11 protein-coding genes are annotated in these 15,634 nt (G+C 49.2%); all 11 read right to left on the reverse strand.

The genetic code is table 11. From position 1 onward, the window contains the following. Positions 1-19: 19 nt before the first annotated feature. Positions 20-283: a hypothetical protein gene (locus tag DBAC_RS07635; protein WP_015773704.1), complete on the reverse strand. Its 264-nt coding sequence runs from the start codon at positions 281-283 to the stop codon at positions 20-22. Between the two features lie 63 nt (positions 284-346). Continuing rightward, on the reverse strand, positions 347-1,414 hold the full coding sequence (locus tag DBAC_RS07640) for an ankyrin repeat domain-containing protein (protein WP_015773705.1): 1,068 nt from the start codon (positions 1,412-1,414) through the stop codon (positions 347-349). 311 nt (positions 1,415-1,725) lie between these two features. Continuing rightward, on the reverse strand, positions 1,726-2,055 hold the full coding sequence (locus tag DBAC_RS18820) for a hypothetical protein (protein ID WP_015773706.1): 330 nt from the start codon (positions 2,053-2,055) through the stop codon (positions 1,726-1,728). 226 nt (positions 2,056-2,281) lie between these two features. After that, entirely contained in the window at positions 2,282-2,584 is a 303-nt protein-coding gene (locus tag DBAC_RS18825; protein ID WP_143890839.1) for a hypothetical protein, read from the reverse strand. Between the two features lie 9 nt (positions 2,585-2,593). Continuing rightward, positions 2,594-2,833: a hypothetical protein gene (locus DBAC_RS18830; protein WP_015773709.1), complete on the reverse strand. Its 240-nt coding sequence runs from the start codon at positions 2,831-2,833 to the stop codon at positions 2,594-2,596. Further along, positions 2,830-3,324 (reverse strand): hypothetical protein, encoded by a 495-nt coding sequence (locus tag DBAC_RS07645; RefSeq protein ID WP_015773710.1) that lies wholly within the window; start codon positions 3,322-3,324, stop codon positions 2,830-2,832. The genes DBAC_RS18830 and DBAC_RS07645 overlap by 4 nt, the downstream gene beginning before the upstream one ends. A gap of 312 nt (positions 3,325-3,636) precedes the next feature. Continuing rightward, on the reverse strand, positions 3,637-3,966 hold the full coding sequence (locus tag DBAC_RS18835) for a hypothetical protein (protein ID WP_143890841.1): 330 nt from the start codon (positions 3,964-3,966) through the stop codon (positions 3,637-3,639). Between the two features lie 225 nt (positions 3,967-4,191). Beyond that, a complete protein-coding gene (locus DBAC_RS18840) occupies positions 4,192-4,743 on the reverse strand; it encodes a hypothetical protein (protein ID WP_015773711.1) in 552 nt (183 codons plus the stop codon). Further along, positions 4,740-12,752 (reverse strand): hemagglutinin repeat-containing protein, encoded by an 8,013-nt coding sequence (locus tag DBAC_RS07650; RefSeq protein WP_015773712.1) that lies wholly within the window; start codon positions 12,750-12,752, stop codon positions 4,740-4,742. The genes DBAC_RS18840 and DBAC_RS07650 overlap by 4 nt, the downstream gene beginning before the upstream one ends. Before the next feature lie 21 nt (positions 12,753-12,773). Next, positions 12,774-14,531 carry a ShlB/FhaC/HecB family hemolysin secretion/activation protein gene (locus DBAC_RS07655; RefSeq protein ID WP_015773713.1) on the reverse strand — a complete coding sequence of 586 codons (1,758 nt, stop codon included), beginning with the start codon at positions 14,529-14,531 and terminating at the stop codon, positions 12,774-12,776. Between the two features lie 427 nt (positions 14,532-14,958). Beyond that, complete coding sequence (locus DBAC_RS07660; RefSeq protein ID WP_015773714.1) at positions 14,959-15,324, reverse strand: CGGC domain-containing protein; 366 nt, start codon at positions 15,322-15,324, stop codon at positions 14,959-14,961. Positions 15,325-15,634: the final 310 nt, after the last annotated feature.

Below are 15,634 nucleotides of genomic sequence, written 5' to 3' on the forward strand. Positions count from 1 at the left end.
TTTCCAAAATTTTCACCGTTCAATTCGACGGGATGACGTCCAAACCTTTCTTCATGACGATCCGCTTGGCACCGGCCAGGGCGTTGGTCTGGTAATCCCGGGCCGTTGCGAGGTCCACGGAGCGCCATGCCTGCCAGACAACGACGAAGGTGTTTTCAAATTTTCCCAGATACTGAATGCCTTCAACGGGTTGCCCCTGCCGTGCGGAAACCTTGCGGATCGAATGGTCTGACGACTCTTCGATAGTCTGGATATCCTCAAAGCCCGACTGCTTTGCGGCCATCTTGACGAAATCCCGAAACGATACGCCCGGAGCATAGACGGCGGACAGGGTCAGTATGGCCTTCTAATCGTCCAGGGTCTGGCCTGTCGGCAGATACTCGTAACTGATCATACCGTTCGTTTGGGTTTGCCGCCCCAGAACATCGAATTTGGTCTCCGGCGTCTGTGCCCAGAAGGGGATGGGATAGGTCAGGTGCAACTCATGCATGAGGACGGAGTCGGTCAGGGACATCCGCTCAATTGGTTTTTTCGACAAGGGCGGCGTGGTGTCCAGCACGGTCGGCCTCACGACTGGTGTTCGGTGTTTATCAGGCGTGTAGTCAAAGACCATTCCGCGTTTTTCCAAGAAATCAACACAACGCCAGAACCACTTATAATTCCGCACTGTGTCGTATCTGGCTACAACGTCGCATTTCAAATCATTATTGATGATTTGCTTGATATCTTTGATTCCTTTTCCGAAGTATGTTGAACTGTAATCCACGCCAAGATTTAGTAAAAATAGCGCGATTTCAAAATTTCCATACAATGCAGCATTAAAAACAAGTGGATGACCTAACAAATCTTTATAATCGTAATTTGATCCTGCGTTGAAAAGCATTAAAAAAGCGTCTTCATTTCCAATACGAAGAGATATTTCAATAGGACGATGTTTCTTATCTGGTGGCAAAAGATTCGGATCGCCTTTTCCGATTTCCAAGCACATTCGCAAATAATCAGTTCCTATATAAGGGGCATCTTCGACAGCTCTATGAAGTAATGAACTTTGCTCTTCAGTTCCAGCATAATGAATGAACCATATCTTGTTTGGATCAGCGCCATGCTCAAGAAGTCGACGAAACCCAGCCTTGTTGGGATGGTGAAACAGCCACTCTGGAACAGCCACACCATACGTACCTATGCCATTCACATCCGCGCCTGCGGCTACCAACCGGTCGATCTCCTCAATGTCGCCACGCCCGGCGGCCAGGGCCAGGGCCTGCGCTTGGGGGTTACCCGGAAACATTTCCGCCACGCTCATGTACATGAGCCCCTTCGGCTGGGAGGATTTCGAACTTTGCCCCATCCCCGCACATCCGGCCAGAAACAACAATGCCACGCCGAGTGTTATCCATAATTTGACAAACGCCATTCTGCCTCCAAATGTTCTGCTGGCTTTAATTCGGTTCAAAGACCTTGACCATGAGAGGGCCAAGGTTCAGATCTTGAATCTTGAATTACGCCATTTTCCAGATGGTTTTCACACCATTGAATAGCGCAAGTCTGTCGCGGCGGTGACTAGTACCTGAGTGCAGTTGAAATCGTCGCCGGAGGTGATGCGCACCGATTGCAGGATGACGCTGTCGCCAGCTGTGACCCCATAGCTTGCCTCGGAGAAACGATGGAGCCAGCTTTCTTGTCTACCCTATGCCTTTGTGACAGGGTGGGGCCATATATGGTCTGTTATGGTTTTGTCTTTTCTCTGCTCGTAAAGCCTTTTTCCCGTACACAATTATTTGCGTCTTGGATTATTTTTGCTGCTTCTTTAACATAAGCATCCGGTTGTGTAGAACCATAATTCGATTGATATCTTCCAGCTGAGATTGATATACCAATTAATTTAGAAGCATATTTAATTTTTTTATCATACTCGCATTCGCATTTCACATTTTTAATTTCATCTTCAGATGCGATATTTCCACTAGGATTGATCCATATAAATTCTTTTTTTTGTTGAAAAGAGCAGCTTGATACTAATAAAGTTATAATAATGATCATTATGAATTTTTCCATTAATTAAGCTCCATATATATAATTAATTATATAATTAAGACAATTCAAATTTCAGGTATATGCAAGATCAAAAATCTAGTCCAATTTCAACTATTAAACCGTCTCTGATTCGCATTGATTTAATGTATAGATTTTCATTGTTTTTTAGTTATTAAATTCTTGTGAAACTATTTAATATTAGTTTTACGAGTTAGCATTTATGTCAAAAATTTAGCTTCAATTTTTATTATTCGTGACCAGGTAAAGTGTTTTCCGGCCAATACGTTTTAAGAATTTTATTCATTTTCTTGCTCGTTGCATCAGGGTCATCGTCAATAGTGAACATTTGCTGAAACACCGGACGCCATTCATCGTCCGGTTTAACACCGATGCCACGCATGATTACGACGAAACCTTCTCTTTGTTGTAAATATATTGAAGCCGCAGTAATAAATTCTTTATCTCCATTGTGATAAGTCCCATACCCTGGAATGTTAAACCCACCTTTAGCTGCATAGTCACTCCATCTTTTTAATTTTCTATCAACCAAAGGAGTGAATTACCTATAATATACAATTTTAGAATCAGGCGAATATACATAACCAACATAAAGAGGATATTTATATTGTTTTACATCTATATTAAGATGATATATTCTACTTATTTCACTTGCTTCATATGGATCTAAGGCAAGATAAATAACCCATGAATCATTATTTTCAATTTTTAAATTTTTTGCATAAGAACTTGTAATGATGGACAAATATAATAATATAAAAACTAATAATCGAATGATCACTTTACAACTCCTTTATCAGCAAAATTTTTTAAAAAATTATCAGCTACTGCATTTGCGTGATTTTCTAGTGGTTGCGAAGCATACAATCCATAAACTTCTTTTGGATTAACATACATTTTATTACTTGCGACCAACAAATAACCAAGATCACTCTTTTTACCACTGATTTGATCGTTCATTATACTAATTTGTCTCATATGAGTGACCTCATGAGTGAAGACATGCACGATATCACCAGTCACCATAACTTCGTTCAATATCTCGCTATTCTCAGGTATGCAGATGACATAATCCGTGCTGAATTTTGAGGAGAAAAAACCATTCTCCAGTGTATTCGGAGTATACGCGATCACGTTGCCAAGTTTTCCATTCGGAGGGACAATTTTGACAGTCACGTTGTCGATGCCCCACGCCTTTCCAAGATCCGATGCAATCCCATTTAATGCCTGTATTCTTTCAGTATAGGATTGGGCATTGCGATAGGTGGCCATGTCGACCTCAAGATTGTTGTTTGCAGCATATGAATTCGCTGCCGAATCAACATGAGAGGGACAAGGGTAAGATCTTGAATCTTGAATTACGCCATTTTCCAGATGGTTTTCACACCATTGAATAGCGCAAGTCTGTCGCGGCGGTGACTAGTACCTGAGTGCAGTTGAAATCGTCGCCGGAGGTGATGCGCGCCGATTGCAGGATGACGCTGTCGCCGGCCTTGACCGCATAGCTTGCCTCGGAGAAACGATGGAGCCAGCTTTCTTGTCTACCCTATGCCTTTGTGACAGGGTGGGGCCATATATGGTCTGTTATGGTTTTGTCTTTTCTCTGCTCGTAAAGCCTTTTTCCCGTACACAATTATTTGCGTCTTGGATTATCTTTGCTGCTTCTTTAACATAAGCATCCGGTTGTGTAGAACCATAATTTGATTGATATCTTCCAGCTGAGATTGATATGCCAATTAATTTAGAAGCATATTCAATCTTTTTATCATACTCGCATTCGCATTTCACATTTTTAATTTCATCTTCAGATGCGATATTTCCACTAGAATTGATCCATATAAATTCTTTTTTTTGTTGAAAAGAGCAGCTTGATACTAATAAAGTTATAATAATGATCATTATGAATTTTTCCATTAATTAAGCTCCATGTAGATAATTAATTATATAATTAAGACAATTCAAATTTCAGGTATATGCAAGATCAAAATCTAGTCCAATTTCAAATATTAAACTGTCTCTGATTCGCATTAATTTAATGTATAAATTTTCATATTTTTTTAGTTATTAAATTCTTGTGAAACTATTTAATCGTAGTTTTACGAGTTAGCATTTATGTCAAAAATTTAGCTTCAATTTTTATTATTCGTGACCAGGTAAAGTATTTTCCGGCCAATACGTTTTAGGAATTTTATTCATCTTCTTGCTCGTTGCATCAGGGTCATCGTTAATAGTGAACATTTGCTGAAACACTGGCCGCCATTCATCGTCTGGTTTAACACCGATGCCACGCATGATTACGACGAAACCTTCAAACTGTTGCAAATTTATACTTGCGGCATAAATAAAATCTTTATCTCCATTATGGTAGTTATCATAACCTGGAACATTAAACCCGCCTTTGGATGCATATTCACACCATCTTTTTAATATTTTATCAACAAGTGGAGTGAATGATTTATAATATATAATTTTAGAATCAGGAGAATATACATAGCCAACATAAAGAGGGTATTGGTATTGTTTTATATCAATACCAAGATGGTATGCTCTACTTATTTCACTTGCTTCATATGGATCTAAAGCAAGATAAATAACCCATGAATCATTATTCTCAACTTTTAAATTTTCTGCATGAGAACATTGGATGATGGAAAAATATAACAATACAAATAATATTAATCGAATAATCATTTTATAACTCCTTTATCAATAGAATTTTTTACAAATTTATCAGCTGCTGCATTTGAATGATATTCTAGTGGCTGAGAAGCATACAATCCATAAACTTCTTTTGGATTAACATACATTTTGCTACTGGCGACCAACAAATATCCAAGATCACTCTTTTGCCCACTGACTTGATCATTCATCATATTAACTTGTCTCATATGAGTGATCTCATGAATGAAGACATGCACAACACTTCCAGTCCACATAACTTGGCTCAATATCTTGCTATTCTCAGGTATGCAGATGACATAATCCGTGCTGAATTTTGAGGAGAAAAAACCATTCTCCAGTGTATTCGGAGTATACGCGATTACGTTGCCAATTTCTTCATTCGGAGGGACAATTTTGACAGTCACGTTGTCGATGTTCCACGCCTTTCCAAGATCCGACGCAATCCTATTTAATGCCTGTATTCTTTCAGTATCGGATTGGGCATTGCGATAGGTGGCCATGTCGGCCTCAAGATTGTTGTTTGCAACATATGAATTCGCTGCCGAATCAACAATAGCCTGCTCTTTCTCCCAAGTTCCAAGAGGCATCAGGTCTTTCGCCTGTATTTTTAACTTGAGATACTCCGATGGGGAATTAACATTCAATACCTTTAAGTAGGTAGTGCCCCCGACCAAGGCCATGAGGCCAAGTTCGTACTCTTGCTGACTTCTCCCCTTTTCCATCGAAACCGCCGCCACTGCGGCCCGCTCCTGCGGAGATAGGGAATCAACATATGCGGCAAGCTGATGCGGATCGTTCATTTTGACCATCCGAGACAATTCCTCTTCCGCAACCTTCAGTTCTGCCTTGGTAAATGAACGTTTAAACAGAAGGGCATCGGCGTCCTTCTTTGTGATGACCCCTTTGGACACCAACTCGGCAAGCAGCTTGACGGCTTCTTCGTTAGTCTTCGGATCCTCCAGCGCTTTTTCAATCAGATCAATAAGTTCTAACAGTGCCTCTGAATCAACATACACTTGGACCTTGACGGCATCATCCCGCGTGATTTCGCGGGCTTTTTCAAGATCGCGGTTCAGCCCCTCCAAGCCCTTGGACGGATCAAGCCGGATGATGATCTCGCCATCGCCGATGGTGGCCCGGTTGATCTGACGCCGGTCTCCTGAACTATAGCCTGCGTCGATGGTGCCGGATGCAGAACTGCTTGAGCCGTTCGCATCTTTTTGATCGCCGCCCGAGGAGGAATAAGAGCCCGCCAGGCTGACTTGGAAGTTTTTGGATTTATCGTGATCCTCGAGATCCCTGTAGGTCAGGGTACCCGTATCCAGCTTGAGATTCCCGTTCTCGGCGGCGATGACCGCGCCCTCGACATGCGTGTTTTTTTCGGTGCGGATATCGACCTTTTCCTGGCCGATGATCGAGGTCTGCTTGTTCACCCAGGCCGAGTCAGCCTTACTCTTGCCCATACCCACATGGGCATCTGCGGAAAAACCGTATCCTAAGGTGGCCGAACCGCCCGCGTTCCAGTTGGAGCCGGCGGCGACTCGTTTGTCCTGTTCGCTTTTCACGACCAGATCGCCGCCAACATCCATGGCGACCTTTTTACCTTCGAGATTGGCACCGGCAACCGTCGTGTCTGCGCCGGACTTCACCGACAGCGTCTCACCGGCCGCAACCGCCGAGTTCGTATGTATTTGAGCGCGGGACGTGTTCTTGGAGCCTGCGGCCTCAGCCTGCACCCGTATGCCTGCGGCGGCTCCGCCCTTTGCGCTGTAGCTTGCCCCGAGACCGACTCCGGCCGAGGCGGTAAAGGAATCCGAACCGGCGCTGAAGTTGTTGGTGGCGGATTTGATTTCGACATCTCGGCCCGCTTGGATGGACACATCCTCTTCTGCCTGCACCGCCGCGCCGGCGATACTGACGTCGCGGTCCGCATCGAGTTCCACATCACGGCCCGCCCGAATGGAAGAGGAAACCGCGTCAGCCGCATCCATGGAGGAACTGCTCTGAGAGACGGACGCTCCGGCGGTGATGGAGGCGGAAGCGCTGACATTGGTCAACTGCTGAGCGGCCGACACGCCGCGCAGGATGGAACTTGCCGCCGTGATGCCCTTGGCCGCGTCGCTGCCTTCCCCCGAGACCATGTTCTTGGGAGTGTCCGCCAGAGTGCGGGCCGCCGTAGTGACGCTCTGCCTGGCTGACGCCGTTACGCCAACCTGGATCTGTCTGGCGTACTGCTCCATGTGCTCAACGTCCTTGTTGGCATCGACATTGATATCGTTGCCCGATTTGAGCGTCACGTCACGGCCGGCCTCGATGCCGGAGGAAAACTGATTGACGTTGTTTCCGGCTTCGATTTTTACATCATTGCCCGCGCTGACAACGGAACCGGCATTGTAATCACCAGTGAATTTGCTGCCGGTTTCTTTCTTGGTAACCCCAGCAAATCCTTTGATTTCGTTTTCAGAAATGGAAAGGGCCGTGAAGCCTATGCTCTTCTCTTTGGTCCTGCGCTCACTGGTCTGCGCGGTCAGACCGGGAATGAGATTGGTATCCCTGACGGCCTTGATATTGACATCATTGCCTGCCGCAACGGTGGAACCGATCACGACAGCATCACGCGCCGATTCCAGATCTACGTTGTTTCCTGCAGTTATGAGGGAACCGAAGTTGGATGATGCGGTATTTTTTCCCTCTTTCATCTTCGAGCTATAAAACTCCACTCCACCACCAACCAATATGGCAAGTGGAATCTCCAGCGGCGCAGACAGATTCCAACCACTCTTCTTTTCATAACGGAACGCCGATACTGTATTCTGGGCACCGGAAACGATAAGATCACTTTCGACGCTTTTAATGTCGACATCGTGATTCGCATGGATTTGACTTGCGGATACGGCAACATTCTTGGCTTCCGCTTTAAGATCGTTGCCTGCGACGATCTCGCTGCCCACCTGGGTTACGCGAGCATCTCCCGAGGCTTTTGATTTTCCGCTGAACAGTGTTGATCTGCTCGAAGCGGAGATCATGGATTCGCTCTCCTGAGCCGAAGAAACGAGGATGCCATCTTCTGCCTTGAGGCTCATATCCACGCCCGACCGCACCTTGCTGCCCACGATCGCCAGATCTCCGGCACCTCCCTTGCCCGCCACCACATTCACATCACCGCCAGCCGTGATGACTGAAGCCACATTGGTCGTGACTTTGCCCGTATGCATCTCCGAGCTAGAGCCGCCGAAGAAACCGCCTTTGCTTTTCTGTTTGAAGTAATAGTCGTAGCCGTCGGTGGCAGCGGTGATGGAGACATCGCGACCAGCTTCGAGGTTCACGTCCGCTCCGGCCGATACGTGGCTGCCGTGAACGGCGACATCCTGGCCCGCGCTGATGTTCACCGAACCACCTACCTCGACGGTGGATGCCTTGCTGGTCAGCGTGTTGAAGCTGCTTTTGGATGTCCCGGTCTTGCTGGAACTGTGCGACTCCAGTTCCTGGGCAACGATAGCCACGTTGCGACCTGCGGAGAGCGTCGCATCGCCACCGGCCTTCACGTCGCTACCGACGATCCCGATGTCGCGCCCGGCTCGCATGCTCAGGTCGCCCGTGGCTTCGATGGAGCCTCGCTGACCGACGGTCTCGCTCGTGGAACTAACGAACGAACTGCGGACCTTCCCTCCGGCCGCGAAGGTGGTCTTGGCCGTGCCGGATATGATGTCCTGGCCGGCGTCGAGCGACACGTCGCGCCCCTTGATCAGCCCGCTGGTGTTAAAAATCGAATCGGCCGCAGCCAGGGTCACCGTGTCGCCCTGGATCGTTCCGAAGGTGTTGAAGATATTTTTGGCATTGATGGCCAGGTCGCCCGAGGCCTTGATCACGCCGCTATTGGCCGTGTCCCCCGTGGTGCGAATTTCCACATCGCTGCCTACGATGACGGACCCGCCCCGGGCTATGGTGTCGAGGCTGCTACGGCAGAGGTAAACGACAGGCACCAGAACCTCGTGCCCGTCCACCACACGGGTTTCCAGCCAGACAATGTCCGAGCTCAGGGCCGAGACCTGATCCGCGCTCAAGGCCACGCCCACGCTCAAATTCAAGTCTTCACGGGCGGCGACGGCATTGTCCATGAGGACCAGCATCTGCTCTGAGTCGCCGGATACGGAGTCCGAAAGGAAGCGCCGCCCCGTGAGGGCGAAAATCTGCTCACGCACCAGTCTGGTTTCATAAAAGGCGTCACCCAGAAGCTGCTGATGGGTCTTGCTCAGATCGATGCCCGTTCGGCTCAGAAAATAGTCGGATCCATAGAACAGGGCCATACTGGTCAGTGCGGGATTGGTTTCGACGAGGTAACGGTGACCAGGAGCTTTGTTGACGCTGAACAGTCCGTCTTTGGGCAGTTCGCCGATTATGTCGCCGATATCGTCGATATTGTGGGCCAAGTCTTCGGGTCTGGGCGGAGCGATGACCCCGCCTTGGGGCCCGATGCTGCCTGGGTAGGAGACTTTACCAGTGTTACTACTGGCCACGCCCGTGTTTTCTAATATTCCGTTATTGACGTGATCTGCGCTGATGAAGACATTGCCGCCAGCGCTGATGGTGCCGTATGCATAGTCGACGGGGGTTTTAAAGATTTCCCTTCCATAGGATTCAACAGCAAGCCATGGGGAGCTGTGATTGTTGGGATGACCAGTGGCCCAGTCCACAGTGTGCGTTTCATAAATAGCTTCACCACTGTTCGCAAAAATATCTGATATAATATGAATATCACCCGCTGAAGTGCTGATGTTACTTAAGAAATTTGCGAATGATTCTCCATCTATGATCAAATTGGCAGCTGCGGCTATTGTACCGCCACTACCAACGCCGACAACAGAGTCTTTTCTGATTGTATCTACATAAGCAGAAACATCTTTTCTATATCTATAAGCTTGCACAGCAATATAAGCGTTTTTTGAATTAACTTCATTTTTTACCCTATTAACAGAGCTTATTTCAGAACTCGTTCCTCCAAATTCAGCGATACGTTTTTCTGTTTTTAAGATTGCAGCATCAAGCTCTGCTCTTAAAAAAGTCTTTCTACTTGAATCAAGACCAAGTACAGATATTTCATAAGGAATAATTATCATCGAATTTCTTTTAAAAGGAACACTCAACTCTTGTTTTTTCAAATTATTATATTCAAAATGCGAAATTTTTGGGTCAATGGAAATTGATTTTCCATATTTATCTAGTGCAACTGAAGCATCAAGCAACGATCGGTATAGTGCCTCTGCTTGCTCCCACTTACTCCCAGTATAATATGAATATATACCTCCCTTGCGGCTCACAACCTCCGTCCCAGGCGTCAACCTAAAATCCAAATTGGAATTCCTCACCACCTTCGCCCGGATGGACATGCCGCCTTCCAGAGTCTCGATGGTTCCCGAATCGTTCTTCAGTTCGAGCATGCGGCTACCGGCTTCCAGACCTTCCAGCACCATGTCGCCCAAGGACAGGATCTGTCCCCTCAGATTGTGCAGCATGCCGCTCACGCTGAACGTCGCCTTGCCGCCGGAAAAAAGAAAGTTTGTGTTGATCAGATCGCCCAACACTGAAAAAACACTGTCGCCCTGAGCCAGGATCTGGCCGCTGTTGTCCAGGCTGGAGGAGGTCAGGGTCAAAATGTCCCCGGAGTGCATGACGCCCGTATTTTCCAGGGAGCCCAGCACATCGAATTCCAGGGCGGTTTGCGACAGGATGTCCCCGTCCGTATTAAAGAGCCCGCCTCCCACGCCAAGCAAACCCCTGCCGGTGGACTCCATCCGGCCGGAATTGCGCAGATCGCCGGACACGTCGAACAATGCCTCGGCTGAAGCCAACATCAAGCCGCCAGCGGCGTTCTCAAGACTCCCCTCGATGTCAAAAGCGACATCGGCGTCGCCTGCAATCTTACCGGAATTGAACAGATCTCCGGCCAGAAACAGGCCAAGATCGCCGGAGGACAGAATCTCGCCGGAATTTAAAAGCTTGCCGCCCAGATCATAGGAACCGCCGCCCGAATGCAGGATTCCCGTATTTTCCAAATCGTTGCTGATTTCAAAGACGGCCTCACCCACGGATAGGATTTTGCCCTCGTTGAGGAGCATGCCGTCTGATCGAAACAAGCCGGTTCCGCCGGATTGAATGCTGCCCGAATTCCTGATGTCGCCTTGAGCCACAAGCTCCATCCCAGTTTGAGCCAGGATGCTTGCGCCCCGGTTGAAGAGACTGCCGCCGCTGCGCACCCGGAGGGACTCCCCGGCATTCAGGACTCCCAGATTCTCCAGATCAGCGCCCAAATCCAGGGACAAAGACCCGAGGGCCAGCACCTGACCGGCAGGGTCATTGCGCAGGTTTTCAGCCCCGATCCGGCTGGACGCGCCGGAATAGATCATTCCCGAATTGCTCAAATCGCCCGTCACCACCACGTCCAGATCGCCTTGGGCAAGGATGCTGCCACCTTCATTACCCAGGCTGCCGGCGCTGATGATTGCATCCCGGTCCGCTCCGATAGTGCCCGTATTTGCAATATGCCTCGCTGCGTCGAGGGTCATGACATCCTTGGCAAGGATGCTGCCGCCCTCATTGCTCAGGCTGCCGGCGCTGATGATTGCCTGCCCTTCGGTTCGGATGGTTCCGGTGTTGGAGATATTTGCCGTTGTCTGAATGGTGGTTGATTTTTCGGATAACACCTCGCCCGTGTTGACGACATCACCTGCGGAATGAATCCTGACCGCACCGATGGACAGCACTCGCCCTGAGTTCTCGACAGCCGCGCTATTGACGGCCAAGCTGTCTTTGGCCTGCATCTGCCCAGAGTTACGCACGGTTCCCGCAACGTTCAGAACCGCCTCCCCACCGGAGAAGAGAACTCCTTCATTTGTGACATCAGCGCGCGTTGCCACGGCCAAGCTTTTCCCAGCTTCGACCCTTGCGTCATTGATGCGCAACGATTCGGTCGCGAGCCTCACATCCTCTGCATACAAAAAGGCCTTTGCACCTGTTCCGGATTGGAGCGACACGGTTTGAGCCGCCGTCACGTCCGCCACTTTCGCTGCAGCCAGCAAACCGGAAATTTCAACGTTGTCGGCGGTGGAAGCGACCCGCACGCCATTATCCGAAGAAACGCTCCCCTTGATCCGAATCTTGCCGTCCGCAGTCAGAACAAGCTCATCAGTGGCGTGGGTGATTCCTTCAAGATTCACCCCCACGCCCTTTTCATTGCCCACAAGGATAATGCGCTCCGCGTACATGCCGCCAAGGGCCGTGGAATCCAGCCCCACAGTCGGGGCTGCCGAACCGTCGGAGGGCAAATCGTAAAATTGGCCAGTGGCAACGTCATGGCTGCCATATCCGGTGCTGATACCCAGCTTCACGGCATGCACGTCGGCATTGATCCTGGCTGTACGGCTGATGATGTCGAAAGCGTCGAGATTGGAGACATTGAGACCCAGCCCGTCGACAAGCACATCCCCCTGACGCACATCCAGGGCGCTTAAGTCACCGAATTCGTCAAACCGGGGCTTGCCTGTGGTCAACGTGGCCCGGGGAGTGTTGATGAACCCACCGCCATTGACCGTGATGCCGTTGGGATTGGCCAGGATGTAATCGGCCGGATAGCCAAAGATTTCCGTGTAGCCTTCAAGGCGTGAGCGACTGCTGCCCGTAACCTCGTTCAGGATGACGCGGGCTTCCGGGCCTTTGCCGAGTTTGGGATTGTTGGTCACCACGCCGCCCAGCTGCGTAAGTCCGACCTTCCTGCTGTTATTCATGATCACGCCGGACTCGCCCACGTTGAAATGATCGTATTTGTTGTGGGAGAGGCCTTTGGAGTTAGGCTTTGCGATATCGACCATGGGCACGCCGTTGGGCGCGGCGCTCAACCCCGGCTGATTGGCTGACGGGGCCGTGGAATCGACCACGATGCCTCCCGCGGTCGCCAGCATTGGATTGAAAACCAACAGAAAGGCCAACGTCAGGCAAATGATTCGCTGAATCGCATGGTTCATGAAATCTCCCGCATTCAAACGTCAAAAATTAGAGTTCAGCGACCAATAGATCTCCCAATCCCTGTTTTTCATGAACGACGGCGCGTCCAACGGGCGCGACACGCACAGGTCGGTCTCAAGGGGGCCGCCCTCGGTACGCACCCCCAAAACCGCGCCTTGCAGGACACCCCGTTCGTATTCGTCTTCCTTGTCACGGTGGATGAAGCCGGCATCATACCCTGCGTATACCTGCAGATCGTTGAATACCGAGGCGAACCACGCAGAGCGGGCTTGAGGCAGAATGGACATGGCAATCTCGTTGCGCACGTATCCGCCGCTATCCCCGCCAAGACTATCGAGCTGGAAGCCGCGAACCGTGTACCGGCCGCCCAGATCCAGACGCTCGGAGTTGTAGAGGGTATCGGGCGACCACTGCGCCACGCCCTGCGTGCTGAATGTGAAAGGATGCCCTGCAATCTCAAAAGGCCGCATCCAGCTGCCCGTCAGGGAGAGCTTGCGGAATTCATGTTTAGGGACACTCCGATCCGAGGAACTGTCCCGGTCAGCCTCGAACAGGGGAAGTCCAAGATGGAATTCACCGCTCAAGCCAAGCGTTCCATCTAAAAATCTGCGATGGTGACCCAGCGATGCACTGAAAATGGACAAGTCGTAGCTGCCGGCAACAAGGCGCTCGTTCTCGATGTAGTTATTGATGTCTTTGACGTTGAATGAGATGCCCGCAGTAGTCTTGCTTTGACTGCTGCGATGCAAAACCCGGTTCACATCCAGGCCATAGGTTGAGGTGCGTCCGTCGCTCGCATACCGAGCTCCGCCACCATCCAGGTGAGTGTAGTACTCAGAAACACTGGCGCTGGCCGTCACGCTCCAATACCCGAAGGGTACGGTGTAGTATCCTGAAACGCTTCTGCTTCCAGGCCGGGACCCGTCGAGCACGGCTTTGGCGTCAGCGCTCAGGTTCAGGGACAGCATGTCGTTCAGGCCAAGCAGATTGTCCGTGTCGACGGACGCGGATGATTTGGTCTCACCCGTGCTTTCCTGGCCGGAATTGTCCAGCCCGACCCGAAAGCGCCAGAACTTGCCCGGCACATCCGTAACCACGATGCGACTGCCCCCGACTTTTTCCCCAGGCTCTATGCGTAGCTGGGCGTTGCCGGAGGGCAAACGATTCAGCTGATCCATGCCCTGCTCGATGTCGCGCAGGTTGAGCGGCTTGCCCACGATCCCGGAAGGAAAAGTCATGGCGATCCGCCGCCTGTCCGCAGCGGAATCCTCGTTGAGCATAACGCTCTCAACTTCGCCCTCAATAACGCGTATTTCGAGCTTCCCTGAGCCAAGATCCTGCGCAGGCACAATGGCACGTGTCGTGACATAGCCGCGCTGTATGTAAAGATTGGTTGTCGCCCGCAACACTTCGTTGATCTGGGATATGTTCAGGCAGCGTCTGATGAATGGCTCGGACAATCTGGCCATATCGGACTCGGAAAGCAGTGTCGCACCAACAAAAACAATATGGTCGATCTGAACGCAGCCCCCCGTTTCCTTACCCTCCATCACTGACGCTGGCTGATCGACATCAATTCTTGACGGCAATCTTTCCTGTGCACTTTCATGCTGTTGCTTTAATTTTCTTCTCTGCTCTTCCTGTTCACGATTTATCTGTTCTTGCTGACGAATTATCTCAGAAGAGGCAAAGCACGGATTTATATCGGTAATAAAACAATACGAGCAGATAAAAAATAAAAAAAAGACGAAAAAAGAATTCGATATTATTTTATACATAATTATTAAATTATATGTTGATAAAATAATATATTAATACAATAAAACACAATAACTATACGTCTTTTTTTGTATAATTTTGTTTATTTTTTATATATCATTATGATTAAATAAAAATTTTAGTACGCATATATACCCATATAATTCCCTCTCTCCACTCTCAAATCAGTCGTAGACATCTGTTTCAAACACGCTCAATAACACTTCCCCTTTAACCGGGAGTGTTGCTGAATCTGAATTGGTCAATTCCTGAATTTTTTTGAACGCCAGAGCCAAAATTTCGCATCAAAAAAGCCTCCAATCACATAGTGATCAGAGGCTCATCTATTTGGACAGAAAACCTGCCGATACGAAAATTTTCATTAAACAGATGCGGAATGAAAAAAAAACCGGGGATACTCACGCATCCCCGGTTCCTGCGCGATTTTCAGGCGAAAATATCTTGAGGCACATAGGGATGCGTGCCTTCGATGACGCGGATGCCGGCCTTGGCTGTGATTTTTTTGATGATCTCTTCCTTGTGCGGACACTGCTCGGCAATGCAGGGTGCGATGTGGATCACGGTGGGCTTCTCGTTCATGGGCGCGTTCCAGAGCTTGACCTGCATAAGCCGGGTCACGATGGCCGGAGCCGGACAGCCGCCGCAGCCGACCATGCCGACGATCTCCGCATCGGTATCCTCGTAGATTTCAAAAACGCCCTGCCTCCTGTTGAAGGCCACCAGGCAACGCGAACAACCGATGCACACGTCGTCCATGGTGTTCTTGCAGCCCACGATCAGAATCTTCTCCACAGCACACCTCCTAAAAAATGTCAAAATAACAGGTTGTTATAAAACATTTCCATTTTAGACCCATTGCGAGGCAATGGCAAGCGTACTCGCGGCATTTTATGGTATGTCGGTCATATCCATAACAAACATCACGTTAACAAATATTGAATTTTCAGCGTTCGCCTGCCCGATTTGACAACAACGACGCAGGCCTTCCAGGCTGTCATGAAACCATTGCCCCCCAACTACCCGCGTTTGCTTCAATTTTTCAGCTCTTATGAAAATTTTCTTGACGCTCCCTTGTGAAGCATGGCACGAATTGGTTGATTAA

Source organism: Desulfomicrobium baculatum DSM 4028 (assembly GCF_000023225.1).
Lineage (GTDB): Bacteria > Desulfobacterota > Desulfovibrionia > Desulfovibrionales > Desulfomicrobiaceae > Desulfomicrobium > Desulfomicrobium baculatum.